This is a genomic window from Streptomyces sp. NPDC005808 (genome assembly GCF_042871385.1).
Taxonomy (GTDB): Bacteria; Actinomycetota; Actinomycetes; order Streptomycetales; family Streptomycetaceae; genus Streptomyces.
The window spans coordinates 30,030-55,016 of sequence record NZ_JBIAIK010000028.1; the positions used below are offsets into that span (position 1 = coordinate 30,030).

Consider the following 24,987-nt stretch of genomic DNA (forward strand, 5'->3'; position numbering starts at 1 on the left):
GGCGGCTCACGGCTGCCGGCGGACGATGACGCGGTACGCGTTGGAGAAGCGGGTGCGGCGCAGAAGCGGGGCGAGCGTGTGGTCCAGGGCGGCGGCCGAGGCCAGGAGGGGGAGGGCCGCTCGGGTCAGGGCTGTGCGGAGGCGGCGTTGCAGGGCGGTGGGCGGCACCGGGCGCCAGGGGGCGTCGAGGCCGGGGAGGACGCGGCTGAGGGCCAGGGCGACGGCGCCTGAGAGGTCGTACGGAACGTGTGGTTCCCGGCGGTTCGTCGAGACGGTCTCGCAGCCGAGCGATTCGAGCTCCGCCAGCAGATTGGGCAGCGGCATCAGGTGGAGGTGGCGCGGCTGGCCGTACGACACCCACCACTTGCCGAGGAGCACGCCGAACGCGCAGTCGGGGTCCGGGACTTCGACGAGGAGGTGGCCGCCGGGGCGCAGCACCGTCAGCGCGGCGCGCAGTTCCTCGCGCGGGTCCGGGGTGTGCTCCAGGTGGTGGAACATGCTGACGACGTCGTAGCGGGCTCGCAGCCGCTCGGCGGTCTCCGGGTCGGTGAGCTTGCCGCGGTGCGCCTCCTCCACCCGCCCGGCGGCCCGCGCCTTCTCGACGCGCCGGGTGGGATCGAGGCCGTCGAAGGCGGTGTACGGGTGGATCTCCCTGGCCACCGCCGGGAAGTACCCGTGCCCGGTGCCCACGTCGAGCCAGCTCTCCGGCTCGCAGTACGGCAGCATCGCGCGGGCCGCGGCCAGGTGGCGTGCGCGTCCGGCGCGGGCGGCGAGGATGCGGTCGGCGAGACCGTCGGATGCGTCCGCCTGGAGGTCGGGGTGGTGGTCCCGGTGGTAGAAGGCCACCCCTTCCGCCGTCAGCCGGGGGTTCTGGAAGGCGTGGGCGCAGTCCCCGCACTCGTCGACGACGAAGGTGCCGGGTTTGCGCTGCCGCAGGTCCGGCGTACGGAGCCGGGTGCGCAGCCGCTTCGAGCCGCACCAGGGGCAGTCGTCCCGGCGCGGTTCGTGGAACCGGTCGGTGCCCTGGGCGAGTTCGCTCAGCCAGGCGGCCCGGCGTTCTGCGGTCGACTGCGGGGTGGGGGGCATGAGTGCTCCTGGTGCTCCGGTGGGGGGCGACTGGTGCTCCGGTGGGGGACGACTTGCTTCTGTGGGGGACGACGAGCCGCACGACAATCAGACATAAAAGGTACGTATTGAATGGCAGTCCCAGGTGCAACGACGTGGCGCGGAGGTGTTCGATCGCTGCCGGTACTGTTCGGCGAATGAGCTCGCTTAATCTCGATGACTTCACCGATCTGATCGAGCGCCCCGACGGAGGCGTCCGCCGCGACGCCGAGGCGCACCGGGAGCGCCAGATCGTGCCGCCCGGCGCACTGGGCCGCCTCGACGACCTGGGTGAGTGGCTGGCGGCGGCGCAGGGCGTGGTGCCGGTGCGGCAGATCGAGCGCCCGCGGGCGGTGCTGTTCGCGGGCGACCACGGGGTCGCCGAACTCGGTGTGTCGGCGCGGCCCGCGGGCAGCGCCGACCGGTTGGTGCGGTCGGTCCTGGAAGGTGCGAGCCCGGCGTCGATCCTCGCCCGCCGGCTCGGCGTTCCGGTGCGGGTGGTCGACATGGCGCTGGACTGCGCGCCGGAGGGGCTGCCCGACGAGGTCGTACGGCATCGGGTGCGGCGTGGATCGGGCCGTATCGACGTCGAGGACGCGCTGACGCCGGAGGAGGCCGAGGCCGCGTTCCGCGCCGGGGTCGCCATCGCGGACGAGGAAGCGGACTCCGGTACGGATCTGGTGGTACTGGGCGACATCAGCGTCGGCGGCACCACTGCGGCCGCGGTGCTGGTCGCCGCGCTGTGCGGGACCGACGCGTCCGTGGTCACCGGGCGGGGCGGCCAGGCCATCGACGACCTCGCGTGGATGCGCAAGTGCGCGGCCGTGCGGGATGCGCTGCGGCGGGCCCGGCCGGTGCTCGGGGATCAACTGCAACTCCTCGCGGTGGTCGGCGGGGCCGATCTCGCGGCGATGACCGGGTTCCTGCTGCAGAGCGCGGTGCGCAAGATGCCGGTGATCCTCGACGGGGTCGTCTCGGCCGCCTGCGCCCTGGTCGGCCAGCGGGTCGCCTTCCGGGCGCCGGACTGGTGGCTGGCGGGCCAGAACAGCGGGGAGCCGGCGCAGGCGAAGGCCCTGGACCGGATGGCCCTGGAGCCGCTGCTCGACCACGGGGTCACGGTCGGCGAGGGCGCGGGCGCCCTCCTCGCGCTGCCCCTCGTCCAGGCGGCTGCCGCGCTGGCGGCGGACCTTCCGGAGAAGCCGTCGCCGGAGACCGCCGGCCATGAACATGAAGAGGACTCCGACCAGGAAGTGCTCTCCGGGCAGGAGAAGGAAGCGGAGTAGCCGAGGGGGCGCCGCGCGTCACCGGCCGCCGGGCAGGGAGCGGACGGGCTCGGGGTCCGGTTTGCCGCCGATCCAGTCCTGAAGCCTGCGGCGGGGGCCGGCCCAGCGGCGGTCGTGATGGTAGGCGCGCAGGGTGGATCTGGCCCGGGCGCGGGGCCGGCGCCGGTAGAAGCGCTTGGCCCAGGGCGAGCCGGGGCGGGCCAGCCTGACCGCGCCGACGATGGCGACGAACGGGACGACGACGCCGAAGATCGCCAGCCGGGCCTTGCCCTTGCTCAGGGCGAGCAGCGCGAAGGCGAAGTTGACGAGGATGCTCAGGATCACGCCGCCACGGTCCTGGAGTTCCTGCTGGCTGAGGTCGTTGACGCCGAACGGCAGGAACCCGCCTAGCGCCAGGCCGCCCAGCGCCGCCGTGACCGCGACGACCTCGACGCTCTTGCGCCCCTCCTCGGTCCAGTAGACGTCGTCGAGATGCAGGATCAGCGCGAACTCGTCGAGCACCAGGCCCGCGCCCATCCCGAACACCACGGCGAACGCGGCCGCGCCGAAGCCGTGCCGGCTGCTGGCCACCGCCCCGAAACCGCCGATCACCGTGAGCACGACGCCCGGGACGACATGGTGGATGTGCAGATCGCCCGCCTTCACGTTGCCGAACGGGCCCTTGCCCGCCCGGATCAGCCGGACGATGACCCGGGTGATCACAAAGGTCAGCACGAAGGAGGCGAGTGCCAGCAGAAGCGGCAGTTTCCCCGGCTCGACGATGTTCCGGTGCAGCCAATGACCCATATTGCGCACTTTATCCATGGCCGTCGCCCACCGGCGCGGGCACTCCTCGCATGGCCGGATAACCTGCGCCGGTGTCCAGGACCCCCCTTTCCGACAGCCTGCGCTTCGCCTTCGGCACCCTCACCGTGCTCCCCGTGACGGTGACCCGCTGGGACCGCGAGGCCGCGCGCGGCGGCATGCTCTGCGCACCCCTGGCCGGGCTGGTCGTCGGGGCGGGCGCGGCCCTGGTGGGCGTGACGCTGCTCGCGACGGGCGCGGGCCCGCTCCTTGCCGCCGTGGCCACCGCCGCCGTCCCGGCAGCCCTCACCCGCGGTCTGCACCTGGACGGGCTCGCCGACACCGCGGACGGCCTCGGCAGCGGCAAGCCCGCCGAGGACGCGCTGCGGATCATGAAGCAGTCGGACATCGGCCCCTTCGGCGTGATCACCCTGCTCTTCGTACTGCTCGCCCAGGTGGCCGCGCTCTTCCAGGCGTACGACACCTCCTGGGCCCGGGGCGCGCTCGCGGCCGTCGTGTCGGCGACCGCGGCCCGCCTCGCCCTCACCCTGGCCGCCCGCGACGGAGTGCCGCCGGCCCGCCCCGAGGGCCTGGGCGCCGCGGTCGCGGGCACGGTACCGGTGCGCGGAGCCCTGCTGGTGACGGCCGCCGTCACCGCCGCGGCGGCCGGCGCCGGGGCGCTCTTGGGGACGGACGACCTGGTGCGCACCGCGCTCGCGGTGCTCGCCGCCTGCGCCGCCGCCGAACTGCTGCTGCGCCACTGCACGCGCCGCTTCGGCGGAATCACGGGCGACGTCTTCGGCGCCCTCGCCGAGACGGCGGCGACGACAGCGCTCGTGGTGCTCTCACTGGGGTGAGCCCCAGGGACCGACACGTCCAGTGCGGCGGAAGCACCGGAAGCGAGCGGCGCGAGAGCGGCATCGCCGCCACTTTGCGGTGAACACCTGCCGGTATGAGCCGGACCCGGCCCCGAGCGTAGGCTCGGCACTGGTACTTGCCCTGCCCCGGTGAGGCCCGCCCTCAGGGCCGGATCCAGGGTCGATTGCCGGGCCCGGTCGACCCACCCAGATTCGGCCGCAGCAACTTCAACGGAAGCGAGATTTCACCACCGTGACTGCTCTCACTCTCAGCACCGCCGCAGCGTCCGGTCTGCGGGCCGACGCCATCGTCGTCGGTGTCGCGAAGGGCCCCGAAGGCCCGGTCGTCGCACCGGGCGCCGAGGCCGTGGACAAGGCGTACGACGGCGGGCTCGCCGGCATCCTGGAGACTCTCGGCGCCTCGGGGGCCGAGGGCGAGGTGACGAAACTGCCCGCGCCCTCCGGTTTCAAGGCCCCGGTCGTTGTGGCCGTCGGCCTGGGAGCGGTCCCGGAGCAGGACGACACATACGACGCCGAGGTGCTGCGCCGCGCCGCCGGTGCCGCCGCCCGCGTCCTCGCCGGTGCCAAGAAGGCCGCGTTCGCCCTGCCGATCCCGGACCCCGCCGACGCCGGTGCCGTCGCCGAGGGCGCCCGCCTCGGCGCGTACGCCTTCGACGCGTACAAGGAGAACGGCAACGGCGCCAAGAACGGCAAGGCCCCGCTCGGCGAGGCCACGCTCATCGGCGGCAAGCCCCGCGACGCGGCGTACAAGGCCGCGATCGCGCGCGCGACCGCCGTGACCGAGGAGCTCAACCGCGCCCGCGACCTCATCAACACCCCGCCGAACGACCTCAACCCGGAGTCCTTCGCCGCCGTCGTCAGCGCGGCCGGCAAGGAGCACGGCATCAAGGTGCAGGTGCTCGACGAGAAGGCGCTCGAAAAGGGCGGCTACGGCGGCATCCTCGGCGTCGGCAAGGGCTCGGCCGCCGGTCCCCGCCTGGTGAAGCTGTCGTACACCTCCGCCAAGGCCACCAAGCACCTCGCCTTCGTCGGCAAGGGCATCACCTACGACTCGGGCGGCATCTCCCTCAAGCCCGCCGGGCACAACGAGACGATGAAGTGCGACATGAGCGGTGCGGCGGCCGTCTTCGCCGCCGTGGTCGCCGCCGCCCGCCTGGGTCTCGAGGTCAACGTCACCGGCTGGCTCGCGCTGGCCGAGAACATGCCCTCCGGTACCGCGACCCGCCCCGGCGACGTGCTCCGCATGTACAGCGGCAAGACCGTCGAGGTCCTCAACACGGACGCCGAGGGCCGTCTCGTCCTCGCCGACGCGCTGTGGAAGGCGTCCGAGGAGAAGCCGGACGCGATCATCGACGTGGCGACGCTGACGGGGGCGATGGTCCTGGCGCTCGGCAACCGTACGTTCGGTGTCATGGCGAACGACGACGCGTTCCGTGCCTCGATCGTGGAGGCCGCGGCGGAGGTCGGCGAGGAGTCCTGGCCGATGCCGCTGCCCGAGCACCTGCGCAAGGGGATGGACTCCCCCACGGCCGACATCGCCAACATGGGTGAGCGGATGGGCGGCGGGCTGGTGGCCGGTCTCTTCCTGCGCGAGTTCGTGGGCGAGGGGATCACCTGGGCGCATCTGGACATCGCGGGTCCCGCCTTCAACGAGTCCGGCCCCTTCGGCTACACCCCCAAGGGCGGTACGGGGTCGGCGGTGCGGACGCTGGTGCGGCTCGCCGAGCTGACTGCCGCGGGCGATCTCGGCTAGGTCGGCCGCATGAAAGGCGGCCCCGGGGTGACAAGTCACCCCGGGGCCGTTTTGTCCCCTTGACGGGCCGTTGAACAGACCCTTGGCGAACCAGGTGGGACGTGTCACACACCGGCCCGGCGTCTCGCTTGTCCCCGACAAGTGCGAAGATGGGTTCTCGGCAGGACAGGGCCCCCACCACAGGGCCGGAGAAAGAGCGGCCGGACACCAGCCGCCGCACGGTCACAGCTGACCGGCGTACGGCGCACAGCATGGAGGACGTGACGTGGCGAACGACGCCAGCACCGTTTTCGACCTAGTGATTCTCGGTGGCGGTAGCGGCGGTTACGCCGCGGCGCTGCGCGGAGCCCAGCTGGGTCTGGACGTCGCCCTGATCGAGAAGGACAAGGTCGGCGGTACCTGCCTGCACCGTGGGTGCATTCCCACCAAGGCCCTGCTGCATGCGGGCGAGATCGCCGACCAGGCCCGCGAGAGCGAGCAGTTCGGTGTCAAGGCCACCTTCGAGGGCATCGACGTGGCGGCCGTCCACAAGTACAAGGACGGGGTCATCTCGGGTCTGTACAAGGGCCTGCAGGGACTTGTCGCCTCCCGCAAGGTGACGTACATCGAGGGTGAGGGCCGCCTCTCCTCCCCGACGTCGGTCGACGTGAACGGCCAGCGTGTCCAGGGCCGCCACGTGCTCCTGGCGACCGGCTCCGTGCCGAAGTCGCTGCCGGGTCTGGAGATCGACGGCAACCGCATCATCTCTTCCGACCACGCGCTGGTCCTGGACCGCGTCCCGCAGTCCGCGATCGTGCTCGGCGGCGGCGTCATCGGCGTCGAGTTCGCCTCCGCGTGGAAGTCCTTCGGCACGGACGTCACGATCATCGAGGGTCTGAAGCACCTCGCCCCGCTCGAGGACGAGAACTCCTCCAAGCTTCTTGAGCGCGCGTTCCGCAAGCGTGGCATCAAGTTCAACCTGGGCACGTTCTTCTCCAAGGCCGAGTACACCGCGAACGGCGTCAAGGTCACCCTCGCCGACGGCAAGGAGTTCGAGGCCGAGGTACTGCTCGTCGCCGTCGGCCGCGGTCCTGTCTCGGCCGGTCTCGGTTACGAGGAGCAGGGCGTCGCGCTCGACCGCGGCTACGTCCTGGTCGACGAGTACATGCGCACGAACGTCCCGACCGTCTCCGCCGTCGGTGACCTGGTCCCGACGCTCCAGCTCGCGCACGTCGGCTTCGCCGAGGGCATCCTGGTGGCGGAGCGTCTGGCCGGACTCAAGACTGTTCCGATCGACTACGACGGTGTCCCCCGGGTGACGTACTGCCACCCGGAGGTCGCCTCCGTGGGGATCACCGAGGCCAAGGCCAAGGAGATCTACGGCGCGGACAAGGTCGTCGTTCTGAAGTACAACCTCGCGGGCAACGGCAAGAGCAAGATCCTCAACACCTCGGGCGAGATCAAGCTCGTCCAGGTGAAGGACGGTGCGGTGGTCGGTGTCCACATGGTCGGTGACCGTATGGGCGAGCAGGTCGGCGAAGCCCAGCTGATCTACAACTGGGAGGCGCTGCCGTCCGAGGTCGCGCAGCTCATCCACGCGCACCCGACGCAGAGCGAGGCGCTCGGCGAGGCCCACCTGGCCCTCGCGGGCAAGCCGCTGCACTCGCACGACTGACCGGCCCCGGCTGTCCGTCAGCCACCGGCCGTACGTCAGTCACCGCGTCGCACCTGGGCGCGACGACCACAGACTTCCGCACCATCGTTAAGGAGCAACCGAAACCATGGCGGTTTCCGTAACCCTTCCGGCGCTCGGTGAGAGCGTCACCGAGGGCACTGTCACCCGCTGGCTGAAGGCCGAGGGCGAGCGCGTCGAGGCCGACGAGCCGCTGCTGGAGGTGTCGACCGACAAGGTCGACACCGAGATCCCCTCGCCCGTCGCCGGTGTGCTCGCCTCCATCAAGGTCGCCGAGGACGAGACGGTGGAGGTCGGCGCCGAGCTGGCCGTCATCGACGACGGCACGGGTGCGCCCGCCGCCGCCCCGGCTCCGGCCGCGGAGCCCGCTCCCGCGGCCGCTCCGGCCCCCGTCGCCGAGGCCCCCGCGGCTCCGGCCGCTCCGGCTCCGGCCCCCGCCGCTCCGGCGGGTGGCGCCTCCGGTACCGACGTCGTACTGCCCGCACTGGGTGAGTCGGTCACCGAGGGCACCGTCACCCGCTGGCTGAAGGAGGTCGGCGAGGAGGTCGCGGAGGACGAGCCGCTGCTCGAGGTCTCCACGGACAAGGTCGACACCGAGATCCCGTCGCCGGTCGCCGGCGTGCTGCTTGAGATCGTGGTCGGCGAGGACGAGACCGCCGAGGTCGGCGCCAAGCTGGCCGTCGTCGGCGCTCCCGGCTCGGCTCCGGCCGCGGCTGCCCCGGCGGCTCCGGCCGCTCCGGCCGCCGCTGCCCCGGCCGCCCCCGCGGCTCCCGCGCCGGCTCCGGCCGCGCCTGCCGCTCCCGCCGCCCCGGCTCCGGCCCCCGCTGCTCCGGCAGCACCGGCCGCTGCCGCTCCGGCTCCGGTCCAGCCCGCCGCCCCGGCGCCCGCGCCGGTCGCGAAGGCCGCGCCCGCCCCCGTCACCCCGGCCCCGGCACCCGCCGCGACCTCCGGTGACGACGGCGCTTACGTGACCCCGCTGGTGCGCAAGCTCGCCGCCGAGAACGGCGTCGACCTGGCCGCAGTCAAGGGCACCGGCGTCGGCGGCCGTATCCGCAAGCAGGACGTCATCGCCGCCGCCGAGGCCGCGAAGAAGGCCGCCGCCGCTCCGGCTCCGGCCGCCGCTGCCCCGGCCGCCGCTTCCGCCAAGAAGGCGCCGACCCTGGAGGTTTCTCCCCTCCGCGGCCAGACCGTCAAGATGCCCCGCATCCGCAAGGTCATCGGCGACAACATGGTGAAGGCCCTGCACGAGCAGGCCCAGCTGTCCTCGGTCGTCGAGGTCGACGTCACCCGTCTGATGAGGCTCCGTGGAAAGGCGAAGGACTCCTTCGCGGCCCGCGAGGGCGTCAAGCTCTCCCCGATGCCGTTCTACGTCAAGGCGGCGGCCCAGGCGTTGAAGGCCCACCCGGCCGTCAACGCCCGGATCAACGTCGAAGAGGGCACGATCACCTACTTCGACACCGAGAACGTCGGTATCGCGGTGGACTCCGAGAAGGGCCTGATGACCCCGGTCATCAAGCACGCGGGCGACCTGAACATCTCCGGTATCGCCAAGGCCACCGCCGAGCTCGCGGGCAAGGTCCGGGCCAACAAGATCACTCCGGACGAGCTGTCCGGCGCGACCTTCACCATCTCCAACACCGGCTCGCGCGGCGCGCTCTTCGACACGATCATCGTGCCGCCGAACCAGGTCGCGATCCTGGGCATCGGTGCCACCGTCAAGCGTCCGGCCGTCATCGAGACGGAAGAGGGCACGGTCATCGGCGTCCGCGACATGACGTACCTGACGCTCTCCTACGACCACCGTCTGGTGGACGGCGCCGACGCGGCCCGTTACCTGACCGCGGTCAAGGCGATCCTGGAGGCGGGCGAGTTCGAGGTCGAGCTCGGCCTGTAACCCCACCGCTTGGTGCGATGCCCCCGTCCGGAACTCCGGGCGGGGGCATCGCACGTTGCCAGGGCCTGCCCCGTGCGCCCTGTCACCGTCGACAACCTCCCGGGGCGGAACACCTAGCGCGGCTTGAGCGTCTTGTCCGACCAGCCCCACAGCGTCTCCCCCCACACGTTCGGGATCGACAGCTTCGCCGCCCGCGTCAGCCGCTGCGTCCGGTACGCCTTGAGGACGTCGTACGTGGCGTCGAGGCGGTCCCACGAGCTGAGCTCGCCCGTCGAAGCCCGGGCTCGTGCATGGTCATCCCCCTGCTGTGCCCGGGGGTGCCCCTGGCAGCAACCCCCGTGCCGACCCCCACGCCGTGCGGGCCTCGCGCGTTCACGGGGCGACAAGGACGTGACGCCTCCGCACCACACCCGGTACCGGTCTTTACATGTGCGGCCGCTCTGACAGCGTGTAAGTCTCGTCTCACCTGCGTGAAAGCGCCCCCGTGCGCCTCTCCTCGGCAGGGGCGCGGCCTTATTGTCTAAAGGTCAAACGCCCACAGGGGCCGGCACGCCCCCTGCAAAGGAGCTCTCATGACCGCGCCCGTCATCCACTCGCTGCGCGAACAGATCCGCGAGCACATCGTGGAGGGGATCGTCAGCGGGCGCTGGAAGCCGGGCGAGCGGATCGTGGAGCGGCGGATCGCGACCGAGCTGGAGGTCAGCCAGACGCCGGTGCGGGAGGCGCTGCGCGAGCTGGAGTCGCTGCGGCTGATCGAGTCGGCGCCCAACAAGGGCGTCCGGGTGAGGAACCTGACCGCCGCCGACCTGGAGGAGAGCTATCCCGTACGGGCCGGTCTGGAGGCCATCGCGGCGGAGCTGGCGGCCGAGCGGCTCGCCCAGGACTGCTCGGCCCTGGAACCGCACGTCACAGCACTCTACGAGGCCGACCGACTGGCCGACGGTACCGGCCAGGTCCGGCACACCGTCGCCTTCCACCGGGAGCTGGTCCGGGCCGCCGGGAACTCGGTCCTCCTGCACACCTGGGAGGGCCTGGGCATCGAGGTGTTCACGGCCCTGTCCATCCGCTGGCTGGGGACCGTACAGCAGTCGTACGCGGAGGAGCACGAGGCCCTCGTGGACGCCTTCCGCCGCCGGGACCCGCTGATCGCCGACCTCGTGAAGGCGCATGTGCTGGGCTGCGCGCCGCGCGCCTGAAGCAGGTCACGCACCCGCACACGAGGCACCTTGCACAGCGGAGCGCACCCGCGCTCACCTGGGAAAACCTGGCAATTACAAGGCACCCCGTGCCTGACTCAAAGGCACCCCGTGCCGACTTTCTCGATGTGGAGAGGTTTTGCCTGGAACCCTTTGATCGATCATCGATCAGGGAGTTAGAGTCACCCCGGGCTCCCACCAGAGCCCGCCGCCCTGTCCTGCCAAAGACATCAAGGGCACCCGAAAACCCCTTACCGACGAGGGAACCCCCCTCCGCATCCGGAAGGCGGCGCAATGACCGACCCCACCGCAATCCAGCCGAGCGAGCTCGACCAGCTCCCGGACCGCGACCCCGAGGAGACCGCCGAATGGCAGGCCTCCCTGGACGCCGTCACCAAGGCGGCCGGGCCGCACCGTGCCGCGTATCTGATGCGCCGCACACTGGAGCGCGCCGAGGGCAACGGCCTCGCGCTGCCCAAGCTGCTTGAGACCGACTACGTCAACACCATCCCCACCGCCGCCGAGCCCGTCGTGGACGGCGACCAGGCGATGGAGGACCGGATCACCGCGTGGAACCGCTGGAACGCGGCCGCGATGGTGACCCGGGGCAGCAAGTACGGCGTCGGCGGCCACATCGCCACCTTCGCCTCCGCGGCCTGGCTCTACGAGACGGGCTTCAACCACTTCTTCAAGGGCAAGGAATCCCAGGATTCCCCGGGCTCCGGCGACCAGCTCTACATCCAGGGCCACGCCTCCCCCGGCATCTACGCCCGCGCCTTCCTCGACGGCCGGCTGACCGAGCACCACCTCGACCACTTCCGCCGGGAGTCAGGGGGCGAGGGACTGCCCTCGTACCCGCACCCGCGCCGCCTCCCCTGGCTGTGGGAGTTCCCGACGGTGTCGATGGGCCTCGGCCCGCTCTCCGCGATCTACCAGGCACGCTTCAACCGCTACCTCACCAACCGCAACATCAAGGACGTGTCCGCGTCCCACGTGTGGGCGTTCCTCGGTGACGGCGAGATGGACGAGCCCGAGTCGACGGCCGCACTCGCACTGGCCTCCCGCGAGGGTCTGGACAACCTGACCTTCGTCATCAACTGCAACCTGCAGCGCCTCGACGGACCGGTCCGCGCCAACTTCAAGATCGTGCAGGAGCTGGAGGCCCAGTTCCGCGGTGCCGGCTGGAACGTCGTCAAGACGCTGTGGGGCACCGCCTGGGACGAGCTGATCCAGCTCGACACCACCGGCGCGCTCGTCCGCAGGCTGCGCGAGGTACCGGACGCCCAGGTGCAGACGTACCAGACCCGTGACGCCGCCTACATCCGCCAGGACTTCTTCGGCAAGGACCCGGCGCTCGTCGAGATGGCGAAGCTGCTGAGCGACGACAAGATCCTGGAGTGTTTCCACCTCTCGCGCGGTGGTCACGAGGCGCGCAAGGTGTACGCGGCCTACAAGGCGGCGGTCGAGCACAAGGGCGCGCCGACGGTCATCCTGGCCCAGACGGTCAAGGGCCACACGCTCGGCGAGGGCTTCGCGTCGAAGAACGCCAACCACCAGATGAAGAAGCTGACGGTGGACGAGTTCAAGCAGATGCGTGACCTGCTCGAACTGCCCATCTCCGACAGCCAGTTCGTCGACGGTGTCGTTCCCTACGGCCACCCGGGCGCCGACGCTCCCGAGGTCCGGTACCTCCAGGAGCGCCGCGCTGCCCTCGGCGGCCCGGCCCCGACCCGCCGTACGCATCCGCTCGCCCCGCTGCCCGCCCCCGCCGACAAGACGTTCACGTCCTTCGACAAGGGCTCCGGCTCGCAGAACGTGGCCACGACGATGGCGTTCGTCCGTCTCGTGAAGGACCTGGTCCGCGACAAGCAGACCGGCAAGCGCTGGGTGCCGATCGTCCCCGACGAGGCGCGTACCTTCGGTATGGAGTCGCTCTTCCCGTCCCTCGGGATCTACTCGCCCAAGGGCCAGACGTACGAGCCGGTCGACCGCGACCAGCTGATGTACTACAAGGAGGCCAAGGACGGCCAGATCCTCAACGAGGGGATCACCGAGGCCGGTTCCATGGCGGACTTCATCGCCGCGTCGACGTCGTACTCGACGCACGGCGAAGCGATGATCCCCTTCTACATCTTCTACTCGATGTTCGGCTGGCAGCGCACGGCCGACCAGATGTGGCAGCTCGGCGACCAGCTCGGCCGCGGCTTCCTGGTCGGCGCCACGGCCGGCCGCACCACGCTGACCGGCGAGGGCCTGCAGCACGCCGACGGCCACTCCCCCGTCATCGCGGCGACCAACCCGGCGGCGATGTCGTACGACCCGGCGTTCGCGTACGAGGTCGCGGCGATCGTCAAGGACGGTCTGCGCCGAATGTACGGCGAGGCGGCGCCCGGCGAGGACCCGAACGTCTTCTACTACCTGACGGTCTACAACGAGCCGATCCCGCAGCCCGCCAAACCGGCCGGACTCGGCATCGACGAGGGCATCGTCAAGGGCCTGTACCGCTTCAACACGGCCGAGTCGGCGGGGCTGTCCCCCGCCGCCAACGCCGCCCGCATCCAGCTCATCGGCTCCGGTACGGCGATCCACTGGACGCTCGCGGCGCAGAAGCTGCTCGCCGAGGAGTGGGGCGTGGCCGCCGACGTGTGGTCCGCGACCTCCTGGACCGAGCTGCGGCGTGACGCCCTGGACGCCGACGCGGCGCTGCTGCGCGGCGAGGAGCGCATGCCGTTCGTCCGCCAGGCGCTGAACGGCGCCGAGGGACCGGTCCTCGCGGTCTCCGACTACATGCGCCAGGTGCCGGACCAGATCGCCCAGTGGGTCGAGCAGGACTACTCCTCGCTCGGTGCCGACGGCTTCGGTCTGTCCGACACCCGTGACGCCGCCCGCCGCCACTTCGGCGTCGACGCGGAGTCGATCGTCGTCGCGGCGCTGGCGCAGCTCGCACGACGCGGCGAGGTCAAGGCCACGGCGGTGAAGGAAGCGCGGGAGCGGTACGGCCTGTGATTCCGGCGTCTTGAAGCGAAGGGGTACGGCGGTTGCCGTGCCCCTTCGCTGTCGGTGGGGCCGTTCACCCGGCCCCTTCGCTGTCGGTGGGCCCGTCCACTCGGCCCCTTCGCTGTCGGTGGGGCCCGGCATCATGGACGTATGCGCGCTGCCCGCCTGATCAAGATGGTGCTGCTGCTCCAGTCACGGCCGTCGATGACGGCCGCCGAGCTGGCGCGGGAGCTGGAGGTTTCCGAGCGGACGGTCACGCGGGACGCGCAGGCACTGGCCGAGGCGGGGGTCCCGGTGTACGCGGACCGCGGCAGGACCGGCGGGTACCGGCTGGTCGGGGGCTACCGGACCCGGCTGACCGGCCTGGCGCGCGGCGAGGCGGAGGCGCTGTTCCTGAGCGGGGTGCCGGGGGCGCTGCGCGAGATGGGCCTTGAGGACGCGGCTTCGGCGGCCCGGCTGAAGGTGTCCGCGGCGCTGCTTCCCTCCTTGCGGGATGCCTCACGGACGGCCGCTCAGCGGTTCCACCTGGACGCGCCCGCCTGGTTCAGCGAGCCCAAGGCACCCGAACTGCTCCCCGCGGTCGCGGACGCGGTGTGGGACGACCGGCGGATCATCGCGCGCTACCGGCGCGGGGCGGCCGAGGTGGAGCGGGCGCTGGAGCCGTACGGGCTCGTGCTGAAGGCGGGCGTCTGGTACCTGTGTGCGCGGGTCCCGGAGGCGGAGACCTTCCGGGTGTACCGGATCGACCGGTTCACGGCGGTGGACGGCCGCGCGGACCGCTTCGGCCGGGACGAGGGATTCGACCTGCCCGGATTCTGGGAGGAGCGGGCCGAGGAGTTCGCCCGGTCCATCCTGCGTGCGGAGGTCGTGGTCAGGGTGTCGCCGACGGGGGTGCGGAGACTTCCGTACGTCGTCGATCCCGCGGCCGCACGGGATGCGCTGTCCGTCGGCGGCCTGCCCGACATCGGCGGCTGGGTGACTCTCACCCTCGCTGTCGAGTCCGAGGAGGTCGCCCATACCCAGCTCCTGGGGCTGGGGGCGGAGGTGGAGATACTTTCCCCGGCGGCGCTGCGTGATCGTTTCGCGGGGGACGCGGCCCGTATGGCCTCGCTTTACGAGTGACCGCCCGGTCCAGGCACCGACGTGCCCTGGAAATCCGCACGAACCCGGCGGTTTTACCTTCGGCATGTGCACGCATAACAATCTGCGGCACTCCACGTGCGTCCCTCCCTTCCAGGGCCGATGCTTGACCCGTGATGGACGAGACGGAGTTCTGGGAGCTGGTGGACGCGACCCGTGAGGGCGCCGAGGGCGACCCCGACGAGCAGGCAGACCTGCTCGTCGAACGGCTCATCCAGTTGGACCCGGACTCGGTCCTGGACTTCGCCCGGCACTTCGAGTACCGCTACAACCGCGCCTACCGCTGGGATCTGTGGGGCGCCGCCTGGGTGCTGCTCGACGGCGCCAGCGACGACGCCTTCGACTTCTTCCGGTGCTGGCTGATCGGCCAGGGCCGGGACGTCTTCGAGGGCGCGGTGCACGACCCGGACTCCCTCGCCGAGCTCGTGGAGGACTTCGACGACGAGATCGACGGGGACGGCGAGGAACTGGGCTACGCGGCGGACGAGGCATACGAACAGCTCACCGGCGTCGTCGCGCCGGACCTCGGCATTCCGCCCGCGCCTCCCGAGCCGGAGGGCACACCGGTCGACTTCGAGAACGAGTCGGCACTCGCGGAGCGCTATCCCAGGCTGTGGGAGCGGTTCAAGGGCTGAACCTCAGGTCGCCAGGGTCTTTCGGCGGCCCGGGTCGGACGGGATGTACGCCTGCGTCTGCTCGACCTTCACCGGGTGGTACATCGGAGCCGCGTTGGCCTCCTCGAGAGCGGACGCCGTGACCGCGGCCGGCCCCAGAACAACCGTCGCCACCACACAGAACACCGTCCACGAGCCCCGCGCGCCGCGGGCCCAGTCGGCCCCCTTCTCCGGGATCTCCCGCTCCCGACGACCGCCAGTGCCACTGCTCATGATCCCACCTCCGGTCAGTGCGTACGCCAACGGTAGGAGGACCGGCTCTGGGGAGTCTGTGAACCACCTGCGACACGCCTGTGGCTCCGAACTCCGGCGCCGCCTATGGCGGTTCACACACCGACCCACCCACCCGGGGGCGCGCATAAACCCCTCAGCGCAGCGCCCCCCGCAGCGCCCCCTCGATCGTCGGAAACGCAAAGCTGAAGCCCGATTCGAGCAGCCGGGTGGGAAGCACCCGGCTGCTCCCGAGTACCTCGTTGGACATCTCGCCCAGGGCGAGCGTGAGGAGAGGCCCCGGCACCGCGAAGAACGTCGGCCGGTGGAGAACGCGCCCCATCGCCTCGGTGATCTCACGGTTGGTGAGAGGCTCCGGAGCCGTCAGATTGAACGGGCCCGACAACGACTCGGTGTCGATCAGGTGCCGGATCGCGGCCACCTCGTCGTGCAGCGAGACAAAGCTCCAGTACTGACCGCCGGACCCCAGCCGCCCCCCGAGCCCCGCCTTGAAGAGCGGCAGAAGCTTCCCCCAGGCCCCGCCCTCGCGGGACACCACCAGCCCCGTACGGGCGAAGACCGTACGGACGCCCGCCGCCTGCGCCGCAGCCGTCGCCCCTTCCCACTCCACGCAGACGGCGGAAAGGAAACCGTCCCCGGCCGGCGCCGCCTCGTCCACCGCCCGATCACCGGTGTCCCCGTAGAACCCGATCGCGCTGCCGTTGACGAAGACCCGCGGCGGCGAGTCGAGCGAGGCGACCGCGTCGGCCAGCGTCCTCGTGCCGAGCACCCGGCTGCGTCGGATCGTCTCCTTGTACGCCGCCGTCCAGTACCGCGAAGCGACCCCGGCCCCCGCGAGATTGACCACCGCCGCGCACCCCTCCAGCCGCGCGGTGTCGATCCGTTGGTTCTCGGGGTCCCACCGGACCTCGTCCTTCCCGCCGGGCGGGCGGCGGACAAGGCGGATCACCTCGTGTCCGTCCGAGGTCAGGGAGCGCGTCAGCGCCGAACCGATCAGACCGGACGCACCGGCGATCGCCACGCGGGAACCGGGGGCAAGGGGTGATTCGCTCATGGGTCCATCCTGCCGCTCCGGCCGGAAAATGACCGGACGTGGTCCCGTGCGGCCGCCGTACAGTGATCCTCATGCCGGCTCCACATATACGTTTCGCCACCTACGACGACGAGGACGCCCTCGGCCGCCTCGACCGCGCAGCCTGGTCCACGCTGCACGCCGTGACGCCGCGCCCGCGTCCGCCGTACGAACCCTTCTACAGCGAGCGGTTCGGCCCGCGGGATCATCTCGTCGCCGAGCTCGACGGCGCCGTCGTCGGCTACATCAAGCTGGGGTTCCCCACTCCCCTTCCCTGCAACGCCCATGTCCGCCAGATCCAGGGACTCGTCGTCTCGGACGCGGCGCGCGGCGCGGGGGTCGGGCGGGCGCTGCTGGGCGCGGTGCGGGAGGAGGCCCGGCGGCAGGGGGCCCGGCGCCTCACGCTGCGCGTCCTCGGGCACAACACCCCGGCACGGAAGCTCTACGAGTCCGAGGGGTTCGTGGTGGAGGGGATCCTTCCGGAGGAGTTCCTGCTCGACGGCGGGTACGTCGACGACGTACTCATGGGGCGCTCTCTCTGACCCACCGCGCCCGCGCCGGTGGACGCGGCAGGCCTCAGGAGGAGATGAGGTCTCCCGTGTCCACCGGCGCCGTGGCGTTCGCCGCCTGTCGGGCGTCGGCGGAGACCTCGTCCGCCGTGAGGACGTAACCCGTCTCCGCGTCGGACGTGGAGCGGGCGAAGACGACTCCGTACACCTTGCCGTCGGTGGTGAGGAGGGGGCCGCCGGAGTTGCCGGGGCGGACGGTGGAGCGGATCGAGTAGATCTCGCGGGTGACGGTGCCCGTGTTGTAGATGTTCTGGCCGGTCGCGTCGATCCGGCTCGCGACCGTGGCCGCCTGGAGGTCGAGACCGCCGTCCTGCGGGTAGCCGGCCACGACCGCCGAGTCACCGCGCTCAGCGGTGTCGTCGAAGGGCAGTACCGGCGCCTGGAGGCCCGGGACGTACAGGACCGCTACGTCCTTCTGCGGGTCGAAGAGCACCACCGTCGCCTCGTACGCACGGCTCACGCCGCCCACCCGCACGGTCGGCTCGTCGATGCCCGCCACCACATGGGCGTTGGTCATCACGTGCTCGGACGTGTACACGAAGCCGCTGCCCTCGCGGCCCTGGTTGCCGGAGACGCCCTCGACCTTCACCGTGCTCAACTTGGCGGCGTTCGTCGCGGTCGCCGTGACGCTGTCCCCGGAGGGCTTGGCGACGCCCGCCGCCGGCTCGTTCTCGAACGGGTTGAAGACCTGCGGGAAGCCCGCCTCGGTGAGCGCCGAGGTCGCACGCGAGAACCAGGTCGGCGTGGTCTCCGGCATCGTGTTCTGTACGGCGCCCAGCAGTGCGGAGTTGCGGATCGACTGGGTGACGACGGTGGACGAGGAGGCGCCCAGGACGCTCGCCGCCACCCACGCCACCAGCAGCACGGCCACCGTGTTGGCCGCGGCCCCGCCGATCCCGTCGGCCACCCGCAGCGGTCCGCGGTCCAGCTCGCGGCGCAGCTTCAGCCCCAGCCGTCCCATCAGCTCATGCCCCACCACGGCGGGCACGAGGACCGTCAGCACGGCAGTCACGGTCGCCCCGGCTGTCCCCGGTGTCACCAGGTCCATCATCCAGGGCAGCACCCATACGCCGATGACCGCGCCGCCCACGAAACCGGCCAGCGAGACACAGCCGGCGAGCAGCCCGCGACGGTAGCCGGACGCCGCGTAGGCCAGGATCACCAGCAACAGCAGGAGGTCGAGCACGTCCACGGCGCCGCCTTTCTCTCGGGCCCCCTGATACGTGAGACGCGGGCCCAGTGATCAGACACGCGCGCGTGCCTGGACCCCTAAAAACGTCCCGCACCGGGCCAATGGTTCCACTTCGGATCCACCGGGTGGCACAACACACATCGCGGGGTGGGTGGATCCGGGTCAGGGTGAGTGCATGCGTGTCTTCCGGAAGACGCGGGGGGCCCGAATACGGGGCGGGGAGCGGGCGTGGCGTGCGGTGCGCCGCCTGCTCCCCGCACGGGGTGTACCGCTTCCGCGGACGGCCGTCGTCCTGCTGGTCTGCGTGCCCGGACTGGTCGCCGTCCTGCTGCTCGTGATGTACGCCGTCTGGGTGGGCCGTACGGGAGACGGTCCCGCGCGCAAGCCGGTCGCGGCCCGGCACGTCGTTGCCCATCCCGCGGCAAGGCCGCCCATCGTGCCGCGGTCACGGTGGCTGGACGCCGAGAGCGCGCACGAACAGCCTCCGGCCCGCTATGACGACCGGGTCGTCGCCGTCTTCGTCCACCACACCGACTCGCCGAACGGGTACGCCTGCGCGGACGCGCCCCGCATCATCCGCTACCTGTACGCCGGCCAGACCGGCGCCCGGCAGTGGGACGACATCGGCTACAACTTCCTCGTCGACCGCTGCGGGACGATCTACGAGGGCCGGGCGGGGGGTGTCGACCGGCCTGTCACCGGGGCGCACGCGCAGGGCTTCAACCACCGCACGACCGGGGTCGCGGCGATCGGTACGTTCACGGCGGGTACGCCGGTGCCGCGGGCCATGACCGATGCGATCTCCGCGCTCGCCGCGTGGAAGCTCGGGCTGTCGGACGTCGATCCGCGGGCGACGGTACGGCTCGTGTCCAGCAACGATCTCGCGCGGTACGCGGCCGGGACGGCGGCGGTACTGCCCACGCTTGCCGGGCACAACGACGGTTTCATGACCAGTTGCCCGGGGGCCGCGCTGACTTCCCGGCTTCCGGAGATACGGGAGCTGGCGGCCCGCCTTCAGGGGCGGTGACCCGGGGGTGGGGCCGACGCGGGGGTGGGGCCGCAGTGGGGGTTTTCACCCCCTCCGCCCCTGCCCGTCCCTAGCTCCTGGGTGCTCCGCCCCCAGCCCCCCTATCGCGCTGAACGCGCTCGTCCTCAAACGCCGGACGGGCTGAAGGTGCCACCCCCATGCCCCCGTGCACGGCCCCCGCACGGCTTCCCTCTGTCGGTCGTGCGCGCCTAACCTCGATCCCAACTCGGGTATTCCAGACGCCCGTTGGGGGCATGACGTCCCCGTCCGGCAAGGCCGCCGCGCAACCTCGAGGAGGAGCACGTGCCAGAGCCCGTTCGCCCGGTGCAGGACGTGGACGTCGTCATCGTGGGGGCCGGGGTCGCCGGCCTCGCAGCCGCCCAGCATCTGACCAGGGCGGGCCTGACGGCCACCGTCCTGGAGTCGGCCCGGAACGTGGGGGGCCGCATGTCCACGGAGAAAGTCGACGGCTTCCGGCTCGACCGGGCGGGCCGGCTCCTCTCCACCGCGTACCCGGAACTGCTCCGCACGCCGGGTCTGAACACCCTGGCCCTGCGCCCGTTCTCCCCGGGCGTCCTGCTCCACAGCGACGGCCGGCACCACCGCGCGAGCCCTCCCGCCGCTCCTCGGAGCGCGAGGGGCGCACTCACCGCCGCACGCGCCCTCGCGAGCGCCCCCCGCCTCCCCCGACCGCGCCCCCAGAGCGGAACACACCGCCCCGGGCCTCTCGGCGGGCCCCTGGACCAGACCCGTCTCACCACCGCGCTCGGGCGCCTCGCGGCCACCCCGTCGGCCCGTCTCCTCGCCCGCCCGGATCTTCCCGCCACCCAGGCGCTGGCCGCGCGGGGCCTCCCGCCCCGCACGGTCGACGGTTTCCTGCGTCCGCTGCTCGCCGCGCTGCTCTGTGACCCGGAGCTGCGGACCTCCAGCCGCTGCGCCGATCTGGCGCTGCACTCCTTCGCGACGGGCCGCCTGTGTCTGCCGGAGGGCGGCGCGGACACGCTCCCGGAACTTCTCGCGGCCTCCCTACCGCCCGGCACGGTGCACACGGGCGTCCAGGTGGGCACGGTCTCCACCACCAGCGTGACGACCCGGGACCACGGTGAACTCACCTGCCGGGCCGTCCTGTTGGCGACGGGGGCGCGCGCCGCCGCCGAACTGCTGCCCGGGTTGCACGTGCCGGACTTCCATCAGGTGACGGTTGTGCACCACGCCACCGACGAACCCCCGCTCACGGAACCGGCCCTGCTGCTGGACGCGGACAGGAGCGGCCCGGTGGCGCACACGGCGGTCATCAGCGAGGTGGACGCGACGCGCGCCCCGGCCGGACGGGCCCTCATCTCCTCGACCGTCCTCGGCACTCCGCCGGCCCCCGCGTACCTGGACGCGGCGGTCCGCGCGCAACTGGCCCGCCTCTACGGGACATCGACCGCGCGCTGGGAGCTGCTCGCGGTCCACCACGACCCCGAGGCGGTCCCCGCGATGCCCCCGCCGCACGACCTGCGCCGCCCGGTACGGCTCCTCGCGGGGCTGTACGTCTGCGGGGACCACCGCGACACCAGCACGGTGCAGGGCGCGCTCCACTCGGCCCGCCGGGCGGCCCACGCCGTGCTCATGGACCTGGGCGCCCGCCCGGCCGCACAGGAAGAGCCCGTGGAGGCGGAGGCGGAGGCGGCCTGAGCCTCAGCCCAGCGCCGCCACCCGGTCCCGGTACCCGCGTACCGGGGCCGCGTCCCGGTACGGTTCGAGCCGCCGCTCGAAGTCCCGTACGTACTCGATGGCCCGGACCGACCGCATCTCCATCGCCTGCCCGGCCGCCTCGGCCCCCAGCTTGCAGGCCTGGTCGAGCTCCCCGAGCCCGAGCCGCGCCGAGGCGAGCACCACCCGGCAGAACAGCCGGCTGCGCGCATAGCCGGGCGCCCGCAACTGGAGCGAGCGCTCGGCGTGCTGCGCGGCGGCCCGGTACTGCTGCAGGTCCCGGTGGCAGTGGCCGAACTCGTCGGCGAGCTGGGCCTCGTCGAAGAACCGTGCCCAGTAGGGGACTTCGTCGCCGGAGCGAGCCGTCTCCAGGGCCCGCTCGGCCCGTACCAGGGCCGCCGTGCACGGCCGTACCTCCCCCAGCACGCCGTACCCGCGCGCCTCGACGGAGTGCAGGATCGCCTGCACCAGGGGCGGCACCGCCGACCCGACGCCCTGCTGGGCCACCCGCGCGAGCTGTACGGCCTCCCGCCCGTGCCCCAGATAGACCGCCTGCCTGCTCATCGTCACCAGCACGTACGAGCCGTATGCCCGGTCACCGGCCGCCTGCGAGAGGCGCAGCGCCTGGACGAAGTAGCGCTGGGCGAGTCCGTGCGCGGCGATGTCGTACGAGGTCCAGCCGGCGAGCCGGGTGAGATCGGCGGTGGCGGCGAACAGGCGGCGCCCGGTCTGCTCGCCGTACGCGCCGCGCAGCATCGGCTCGGCCTCGTGTTCCAGGTAGCGCACCAGTGCCTGGCGCGCGTGGCCGCCGCCGTAGGCGTGGTCGAGGGTGCGGAACAGTTCGCCCACCGAGCGCAGTGCGGCGATGTCGCCGCCGGTGACCTTCTGGCCGGGGCCGCGCTCGGTCTGGCCGCGCTGCCGGGGCACGGCCGGGCGGCCCTGCGCGGGGACGCGAGCGGGGCCCGGGTCACCGCGGCTCACCCTGTCGTCCGCCTTCCCGATGAGCCAGTCCCGGCTGGGGACGACGAGTCCCGCCGGGGTGAAGGCGATCTTGCGCAGCTCCGCGTGACTGCCGGAGTCCTTGCGCCACAGGCCGCTGACGATGTCGACGGCCTCTTCGGGGGACCCGGCGAACTCCAGGCCCGCGTAGACGGGGGCGCAGGCGTCGAGCCCCAGATCCTGCGCGCCGAGCCGGCGGCCCAGGCGGCGGGTGAACACCTCGGCGATGAGCGCGGGCGTGGTCCCTCTCGGCTGCTGTCCGCGCAGCCACCGGGTGACCGATGTCTTGTCGTATCTCAGGTCCAGGCCGTGTTCGAGGCCGAGCTGGTCCACGCGACGGGCGAGACCTGCGTTGGAGAACCCCGCTTCTGCAATGAGCGCGGCGAGCTGGCGGTTGGGAGTGCGCTGCGCGGGTCGTTCCGTCATCTGCGGTGCGGTCTCCTGCCTTTCGGGCTCCTGAGCGGCCTTGAGGTCGCCGAGGTGGCCCGGATTGCCTGTGAGCAGCCCTTTTGGCCTCTTGAACGGCGCGAATGTAGCGGAGCGTAAGCAGGTGGTCGCACAATTCAACCCGTATTCATCCGATCGTGTGAGAATTGACCGCTGGGCTGACGGGCATCGGCCGGACGTACAGTGGCGGGGGCGCGTTACATGCCTGGCACAGGTACCCCGCGTTGTTCGCGTGTGCACCCGGCGTACTTCGCGTGCCTGACGAAGCTTTGAGGGAGGCTCCTGCCGTGAGTGAGTTGCGGTTCGTCCGGATGGGATTCGGTGCGGAGGCGGTCGAGTACCAGGAGGCGTGGGACGAGCAGCGCCGTGTGCATGCCGCCCGTTTCCTGGACGAGGTCCCCGACACCTGTCTGCTTCTGGAGCACCCGCCCGTCTACACGGCCGGCCGGCGCACGGCGGACAACGAGCGGCCGCTCGACGGCACGCCGGTCATCGACGTGGACCGTGGCGGCAAGATCACCTGGCACGGTCCTGGCCAGCTGGTGGGCTACCCGATCCAGAAACTCCCCCGCCCGGTGGACGTCGTAGCACACGTACGGCGTCTGGAAGAGGCTCTTATCCGTACGTGTGCGGAATTCGGCCTGGAGACCAGCCGCATCGAAGGCCGCAGTGGCGTCTGGGTCCTCGGCGACCCGGTCGAGCAGCGCCCGGCCCTCGGCGGGCTCTCCCTCGACTTCGACCCGCGCCTGACCGACGAGGAGTTCGACCCCCGGCTCGACGGCCCGGAGTACGCACCCTCCAACGCCGGCCAGCGCCGCGAGGACCGCAAGATCGCGGCGATCGGCATCCGCGTCGCCAAGGGCGTCACGATGCACGGCTTCGCGCTGAACGTGAACCCGGACAACGTGTGGTTCGACCGGATCATCCCGTGCGGGATCCGCGACGCGGGAGTGGCCTCGCTCGCGGCCGAACTGGGCCGCGACGTCACCATCGGCGAGGTTCTCCCGGTGGCCGAGCGGCACCTGAAGGACGTACTGGAGAACGCGGAGCTGCTGCCCCGGGAGATCGAGCGGGCGTCGGCATAGCCCGGCGGGAATGGGCCCCTGTTCCCCAGGGTTGCCCGTCTCACAGACCGAAAACGAACGGGCGTACCCTGGTGTACGCCGAAGAATCGAAGACTACGCCCAGCAACAAACAGGGAGCCGATGTGTCCGCAGTCGCACCCGACGGACGCAAAATGCTGCGCCTGGAGGTCCGCAACGCCCAGACCCCCATCGAGCGCAAGCCCGAGTGGATCAAGACCCGGGCGAAAATGGGCCCTGAGTACACGAAGATGCAGGCCCTGGTGAAGAGCGAGGGTCTGCACACGGTCTGCCAGGAGGCGGGCTGCCCCAACATCTACGAGTGCTGGGAAGACCGCGAGGCCACCTTCCTCATCGGCGGAGACCAGTGCACCCGCCGCTGCGACTTCTGCCAGATCGACACGGGCAAGCCCGAGGCGCTGGACCGCGACGAGCCCCGCCGCGTGGGTGAGTCGGTCGTCACGATGGACCTGAACTACGCCACGATCACCGGCGTCGCCCGCGACGACCTGGAGGACGGCGGAGCCTGGCTCTACGCCGAGACGGTCCGCCAGATCCACGCCCAGACGTCGGACCGCGAAGCCGGCCGCACCAAGGTCGAGCTGCTCGCTCCCGACTTCAACGCCGAGCCCGCCCAGCTCGCCGAGGTCTTCTCCTCGCGCCCCGAGGTCTTCGCGCACAACGTCGAGACGGTCCCCCGGATCTTCAAGCGCATCCGCCCCGGCTTCCGCTACGAGCGCTCGCTGAAGGTCATCACGGAGGCCCGCGACTACGGCCTGGTCACCAAGTCGAACCTGATCCTCGGCATGGGTGAGACCCGCGAAGAGGTCAGCGAGGCGCTCCGCCAGCTGCACGAGGCGGGCTGCGAGCTGGTCACGATCACGCAGTACCTGCGCCCCTCGGTGCGCCACCACCCTGTCGAGCGCTGGGTCAAGCCGCACGAGTTCGTGGAGCTGAAGGAGGAGGCCGAGCAGATCGGCTTCTCCGGTGTCATGTCGGGCCCGCTGGTCCGTTCCTCCTACCGGGCCGGCCGGCTGTACCGGATGGCCATCGAGAAGCGGGGCGCTTACGTCGCCTCGCAGGCGGTCTGAGCCGACGTACGAGGAAAGACGCCGACGGCTGCGGACCCCCCGTACGGCCTAAGCGGCCGCGGATGGCGTAGTTGCGATTCACACGGGAGCGGTGGCACTCAGTGCCACCGCTCCCGTGTGAATAGGCGCACAACCCACAACCACTCCACAAAGGGGCGTTTGGCACCGCCGCAGCCCTACCCCCCGCAGGGGGGAGGCGCCCGGC

At 71.6% G+C, this 24,987-nt stretch carries 20 protein-coding genes; 14 read left to right on the forward strand and 6 right to left on the reverse strand.

What is annotated here, in order from left to right; genetic code table 11:
* Window positions 1–6: 6 nt before the first annotated feature.
* On the reverse strand, window positions 7–1,086 hold the full coding sequence (locus ACFYPC_RS36080) for a class I SAM-dependent methyltransferase (RefSeq protein ID WP_391891568.1): 1,080 nt from the start codon (window positions 1,084–1,086) through the stop codon (window positions 7–9).
* A 176-nt stretch (window positions 1,087–1,262) separates the two neighbouring features.
* Here ACFYPC_RS36080 and cobT point away from each other — a divergent pair, with 176 nt between their 5' ends.
* The gene (gene cobT, locus ACFYPC_RS36085; protein ID WP_391891569.1) at window positions 1,263–2,387 is read left to right on the forward strand and encodes a nicotinate-nucleotide--dimethylbenzimidazole phosphoribosyltransferase; all 1,125 of its coding nucleotides are present in this window, start codon (window positions 1,263–1,265) and stop codon (window positions 2,385–2,387) included.
* An 18-nt stretch (window positions 2,388–2,405) separates the two neighbouring features.
* Here the strand turns inward: cobT and ACFYPC_RS36090 are convergent, their stop codons facing one another.
* On the reverse strand, window positions 2,406–3,173 hold the full coding sequence (locus ACFYPC_RS36090) for a hypothetical protein (protein ID WP_391891570.1): 768 nt from the start codon (window positions 3,171–3,173) through the stop codon (window positions 2,406–2,408).
* Window positions 3,174–3,244: 71 nt separating this feature from the next.
* Between ACFYPC_RS36090 and ACFYPC_RS36095 the strand changes: the two genes are divergently transcribed.
* From ACFYPC_RS36095 to ACFYPC_RS36130, 8 genes are all read left to right on the forward strand, one after another.
* Window positions 3,245–4,027 carry an adenosylcobinamide-GDP ribazoletransferase gene (locus ACFYPC_RS36095; protein ID WP_391891571.1) on the forward strand — a complete coding sequence of 261 codons (783 nt, stop codon included), beginning with the start codon at window positions 3,245–3,247 and terminating at the stop codon, window positions 4,025–4,027.
* Between the two features lie 253 nt (window positions 4,028–4,280).
* Window positions 4,281–5,801 (forward strand): leucyl aminopeptidase, encoded by a 1,521-nt coding sequence (locus ACFYPC_RS36100; protein WP_391891572.1) that lies wholly within the window; start codon window positions 4,281–4,283, stop codon window positions 5,799–5,801.
* Between the two features lie 265 nt (window positions 5,802–6,066).
* Window positions 6,067–7,455 carry a dihydrolipoyl dehydrogenase gene (lpdA, locus tag ACFYPC_RS36105; protein ID WP_391891573.1) on the forward strand — a complete coding sequence of 463 codons (1,389 nt, stop codon included), beginning with the start codon at window positions 6,067–6,069 and terminating at the stop codon, window positions 7,453–7,455.
* Window positions 7,456–7,561: 106 nt separating this feature from the next.
* The gene (gene sucB, locus ACFYPC_RS36110; RefSeq protein ID WP_391891574.1) at window positions 7,562–9,367 is read left to right on the forward strand and encodes a 2-oxoglutarate dehydrogenase, E2 component, dihydrolipoamide succinyltransferase; all 1,806 of its coding nucleotides are present in this window, start codon (window positions 7,562–7,564) and stop codon (window positions 9,365–9,367) included.
* A 572-nt stretch (window positions 9,368–9,939) separates the two neighbouring features.
* Window positions 9,940–10,563 (forward strand): GntR family transcriptional regulator, encoded by a 624-nt coding sequence (locus ACFYPC_RS36115; RefSeq protein WP_384385000.1) that lies wholly within the window; start codon window positions 9,940–9,942, stop codon window positions 10,561–10,563.
* Between the two features lie 294 nt (window positions 10,564–10,857).
* Window positions 10,858–13,569, forward strand: coding sequence for a pyruvate dehydrogenase (acetyl-transferring), homodimeric type (gene aceE / locus ACFYPC_RS36120; RefSeq protein ID WP_391891575.1), 2,712 nt, complete (start codon window positions 10,858–10,860; stop codon window positions 13,567–13,569).
* A gap of 141 nt (window positions 13,570–13,710) precedes the next feature.
* Window positions 13,711–14,682: a helix-turn-helix transcriptional regulator gene (locus tag ACFYPC_RS36125; RefSeq protein WP_391891576.1), complete on the forward strand. Its 972-nt coding sequence runs from the start codon at window positions 13,711–13,713 to the stop codon at window positions 14,680–14,682.
* A 134-nt stretch (window positions 14,683–14,816) separates the two neighbouring features.
* Window positions 14,817–15,335, forward strand: coding sequence for a DUF4240 domain-containing protein (locus ACFYPC_RS36130; RefSeq protein WP_391891586.1), 519 nt, complete (start codon window positions 14,817–14,819; stop codon window positions 15,333–15,335).
* A gap of 3 nt (window positions 15,336–15,338) precedes the next feature.
* Here ACFYPC_RS36130 and ACFYPC_RS36135 read toward each other — a convergent pair whose 3' ends face one another.
* Window positions 15,339–15,587 carry a hypothetical protein gene (locus ACFYPC_RS36135; protein ID WP_391891577.1) on the reverse strand — a complete coding sequence of 83 codons (249 nt, stop codon included), beginning with the start codon at window positions 15,585–15,587 and terminating at the stop codon, window positions 15,339–15,341.
* Window positions 15,588–15,741: 154 nt separating this feature from the next.
* The gene (locus ACFYPC_RS36140; protein ID WP_391891578.1) at window positions 15,742–16,659 is read right to left on the reverse strand and encodes a TIGR01777 family oxidoreductase; all 918 of its coding nucleotides are present in this window, start codon (window positions 16,657–16,659) and stop codon (window positions 15,742–15,744) included.
* 62 nt (window positions 16,660–16,721) lie between these two features.
* Here ACFYPC_RS36140 and ACFYPC_RS36145 point away from each other — a divergent pair, with 62 nt between their 5' ends.
* Complete coding sequence (locus ACFYPC_RS36145; RefSeq protein ID WP_391891587.1) at window positions 16,722–17,219, forward strand: GNAT family N-acetyltransferase; 498 nt, start codon at window positions 16,722–16,724, stop codon at window positions 17,217–17,219.
* 34 nt (window positions 17,220–17,253) lie between these two features.
* Here the strand turns inward: ACFYPC_RS36145 and ACFYPC_RS36150 are convergent, their stop codons facing one another.
* On the reverse strand, window positions 17,254–18,438 hold the full coding sequence (locus tag ACFYPC_RS36150) for a MarP family serine protease (RefSeq protein ID WP_391891579.1): 1,185 nt from the start codon (window positions 18,436–18,438) through the stop codon (window positions 17,254–17,256).
* A 337-nt stretch (window positions 18,439–18,775) separates the two neighbouring features.
* Between ACFYPC_RS36150 and ACFYPC_RS36155 the strand changes: the two genes are divergently transcribed.
* Together ACFYPC_RS36155 and ACFYPC_RS36160 are read left to right on the forward strand one after the other, a co-directional pair.
* The gene (locus tag ACFYPC_RS36155; protein WP_391891588.1) at window positions 18,776–19,465 is read left to right on the forward strand and encodes a peptidoglycan recognition protein; all 690 of its coding nucleotides are present in this window, start codon (window positions 18,776–18,778) and stop codon (window positions 19,463–19,465) included.
* 303 nt (window positions 19,466–19,768) lie between these two features.
* On the forward strand, window positions 19,769–21,145 hold the full coding sequence (locus ACFYPC_RS36160) for an NAD(P)/FAD-dependent oxidoreductase (RefSeq protein ID WP_391891580.1): 1,377 nt from the start codon (window positions 19,769–19,771) through the stop codon (window positions 21,143–21,145).
* Window positions 21,146–21,148: 3 nt separating this feature from the next.
* Here the strand turns inward: ACFYPC_RS36160 and ACFYPC_RS36165 are convergent, their stop codons facing one another.
* Window positions 21,149–22,588: a regulator gene (locus tag ACFYPC_RS36165; protein ID WP_391891581.1), complete on the reverse strand. Its 1,440-nt coding sequence runs from the start codon at window positions 22,586–22,588 to the stop codon at window positions 21,149–21,151.
* Window positions 22,589–22,896: 308 nt separating this feature from the next.
* Between ACFYPC_RS36165 and lipB the strand changes: the two genes are divergently transcribed.
* Window positions 22,897–23,694: a lipoyl(octanoyl) transferase LipB gene (gene lipB / locus ACFYPC_RS36170; protein ID WP_391891582.1), complete on the forward strand. Its 798-nt coding sequence runs from the start codon at window positions 22,897–22,899 to the stop codon at window positions 23,692–23,694.
* 122 nt (window positions 23,695–23,816) lie between these two features.
* Window positions 23,817–24,782 (forward strand): lipoyl synthase, encoded by a 966-nt coding sequence (gene lipA, locus ACFYPC_RS36175; protein WP_391891583.1) that lies wholly within the window; start codon window positions 23,817–23,819, stop codon window positions 24,780–24,782.
* Window positions 24,783–24,987: the final 205 nt, after the last annotated feature.

What these genes read in the sequence shown, in the direction of transcription:
- ACFYPC_RS36155 (WP_391891588.1), top strand. Translation starts at nt 18,776, where the DNA reads ATGTACGCCGTCTGGGTGGGCCGTACGGGAGACGGTCCCGCGCGCAAG.
- ACFYPC_RS36080 (WP_391891568.1), bottom strand. Translation starts at nt 1,086, where the DNA reads ATGCCCCCCACCCCGCAGTCGACCGCAGAACGCCGGGCCGCCTGGCTG.
- ACFYPC_RS36140 (WP_391891578.1), bottom strand. Translation starts at nt 16,659, where the DNA reads ATGAGCGAATCACCCCTTGCCCCCGGTTCCCGCGTGGCGATCGCCGGT.
- ACFYPC_RS36125 (WP_391891576.1), top strand. Translation starts at nt 13,711, where the DNA reads ATGCGCGCTGCCCGCCTGATCAAGATGGTGCTGCTGCTCCAGTCACGG.
- ACFYPC_RS36130 (WP_391891586.1), top strand. Translation starts at nt 14,817, where the DNA reads ATGGACGAGACGGAGTTCTGGGAGCTGGTGGACGCGACCCGTGAGGGC.
- cobT (WP_391891569.1), top strand. Translation starts at nt 1,263, where the DNA reads ATGAGCTCGCTTAATCTCGATGACTTCACCGATCTGATCGAGCGCCCC.
- aceE (WP_391891575.1), top strand. Translation starts at nt 10,858, where the DNA reads ATGACCGACCCCACCGCAATCCAGCCGAGCGAGCTCGACCAGCTCCCG.
- ACFYPC_RS36165 (WP_391891581.1), bottom strand. Translation starts at nt 22,588, where the DNA reads ATGACGGAACGACCCGCGCAGCGCACTCCCAACCGCCAGCTCGCCGCG.
- ACFYPC_RS36135 (WP_391891577.1), bottom strand. Translation starts at nt 15,587, where the DNA reads ATGAGCAGTGGCACTGGCGGTCGTCGGGAGCGGGAGATCCCGGAGAAG.
- ACFYPC_RS36090 (WP_391891570.1), bottom strand. Translation starts at nt 3,173, where the DNA reads ATGGGTCATTGGCTGCACCGGAACATCGTCGAGCCGGGGAAACTGCCG.
- sucB (WP_391891574.1), top strand. Translation starts at nt 7,562, where the DNA reads ATGGCGGTTTCCGTAACCCTTCCGGCGCTCGGTGAGAGCGTCACCGAG.
- ACFYPC_RS36115 (WP_384385000.1), top strand. Translation starts at nt 9,940, where the DNA reads ATGACCGCGCCCGTCATCCACTCGCTGCGCGAACAGATCCGCGAGCAC.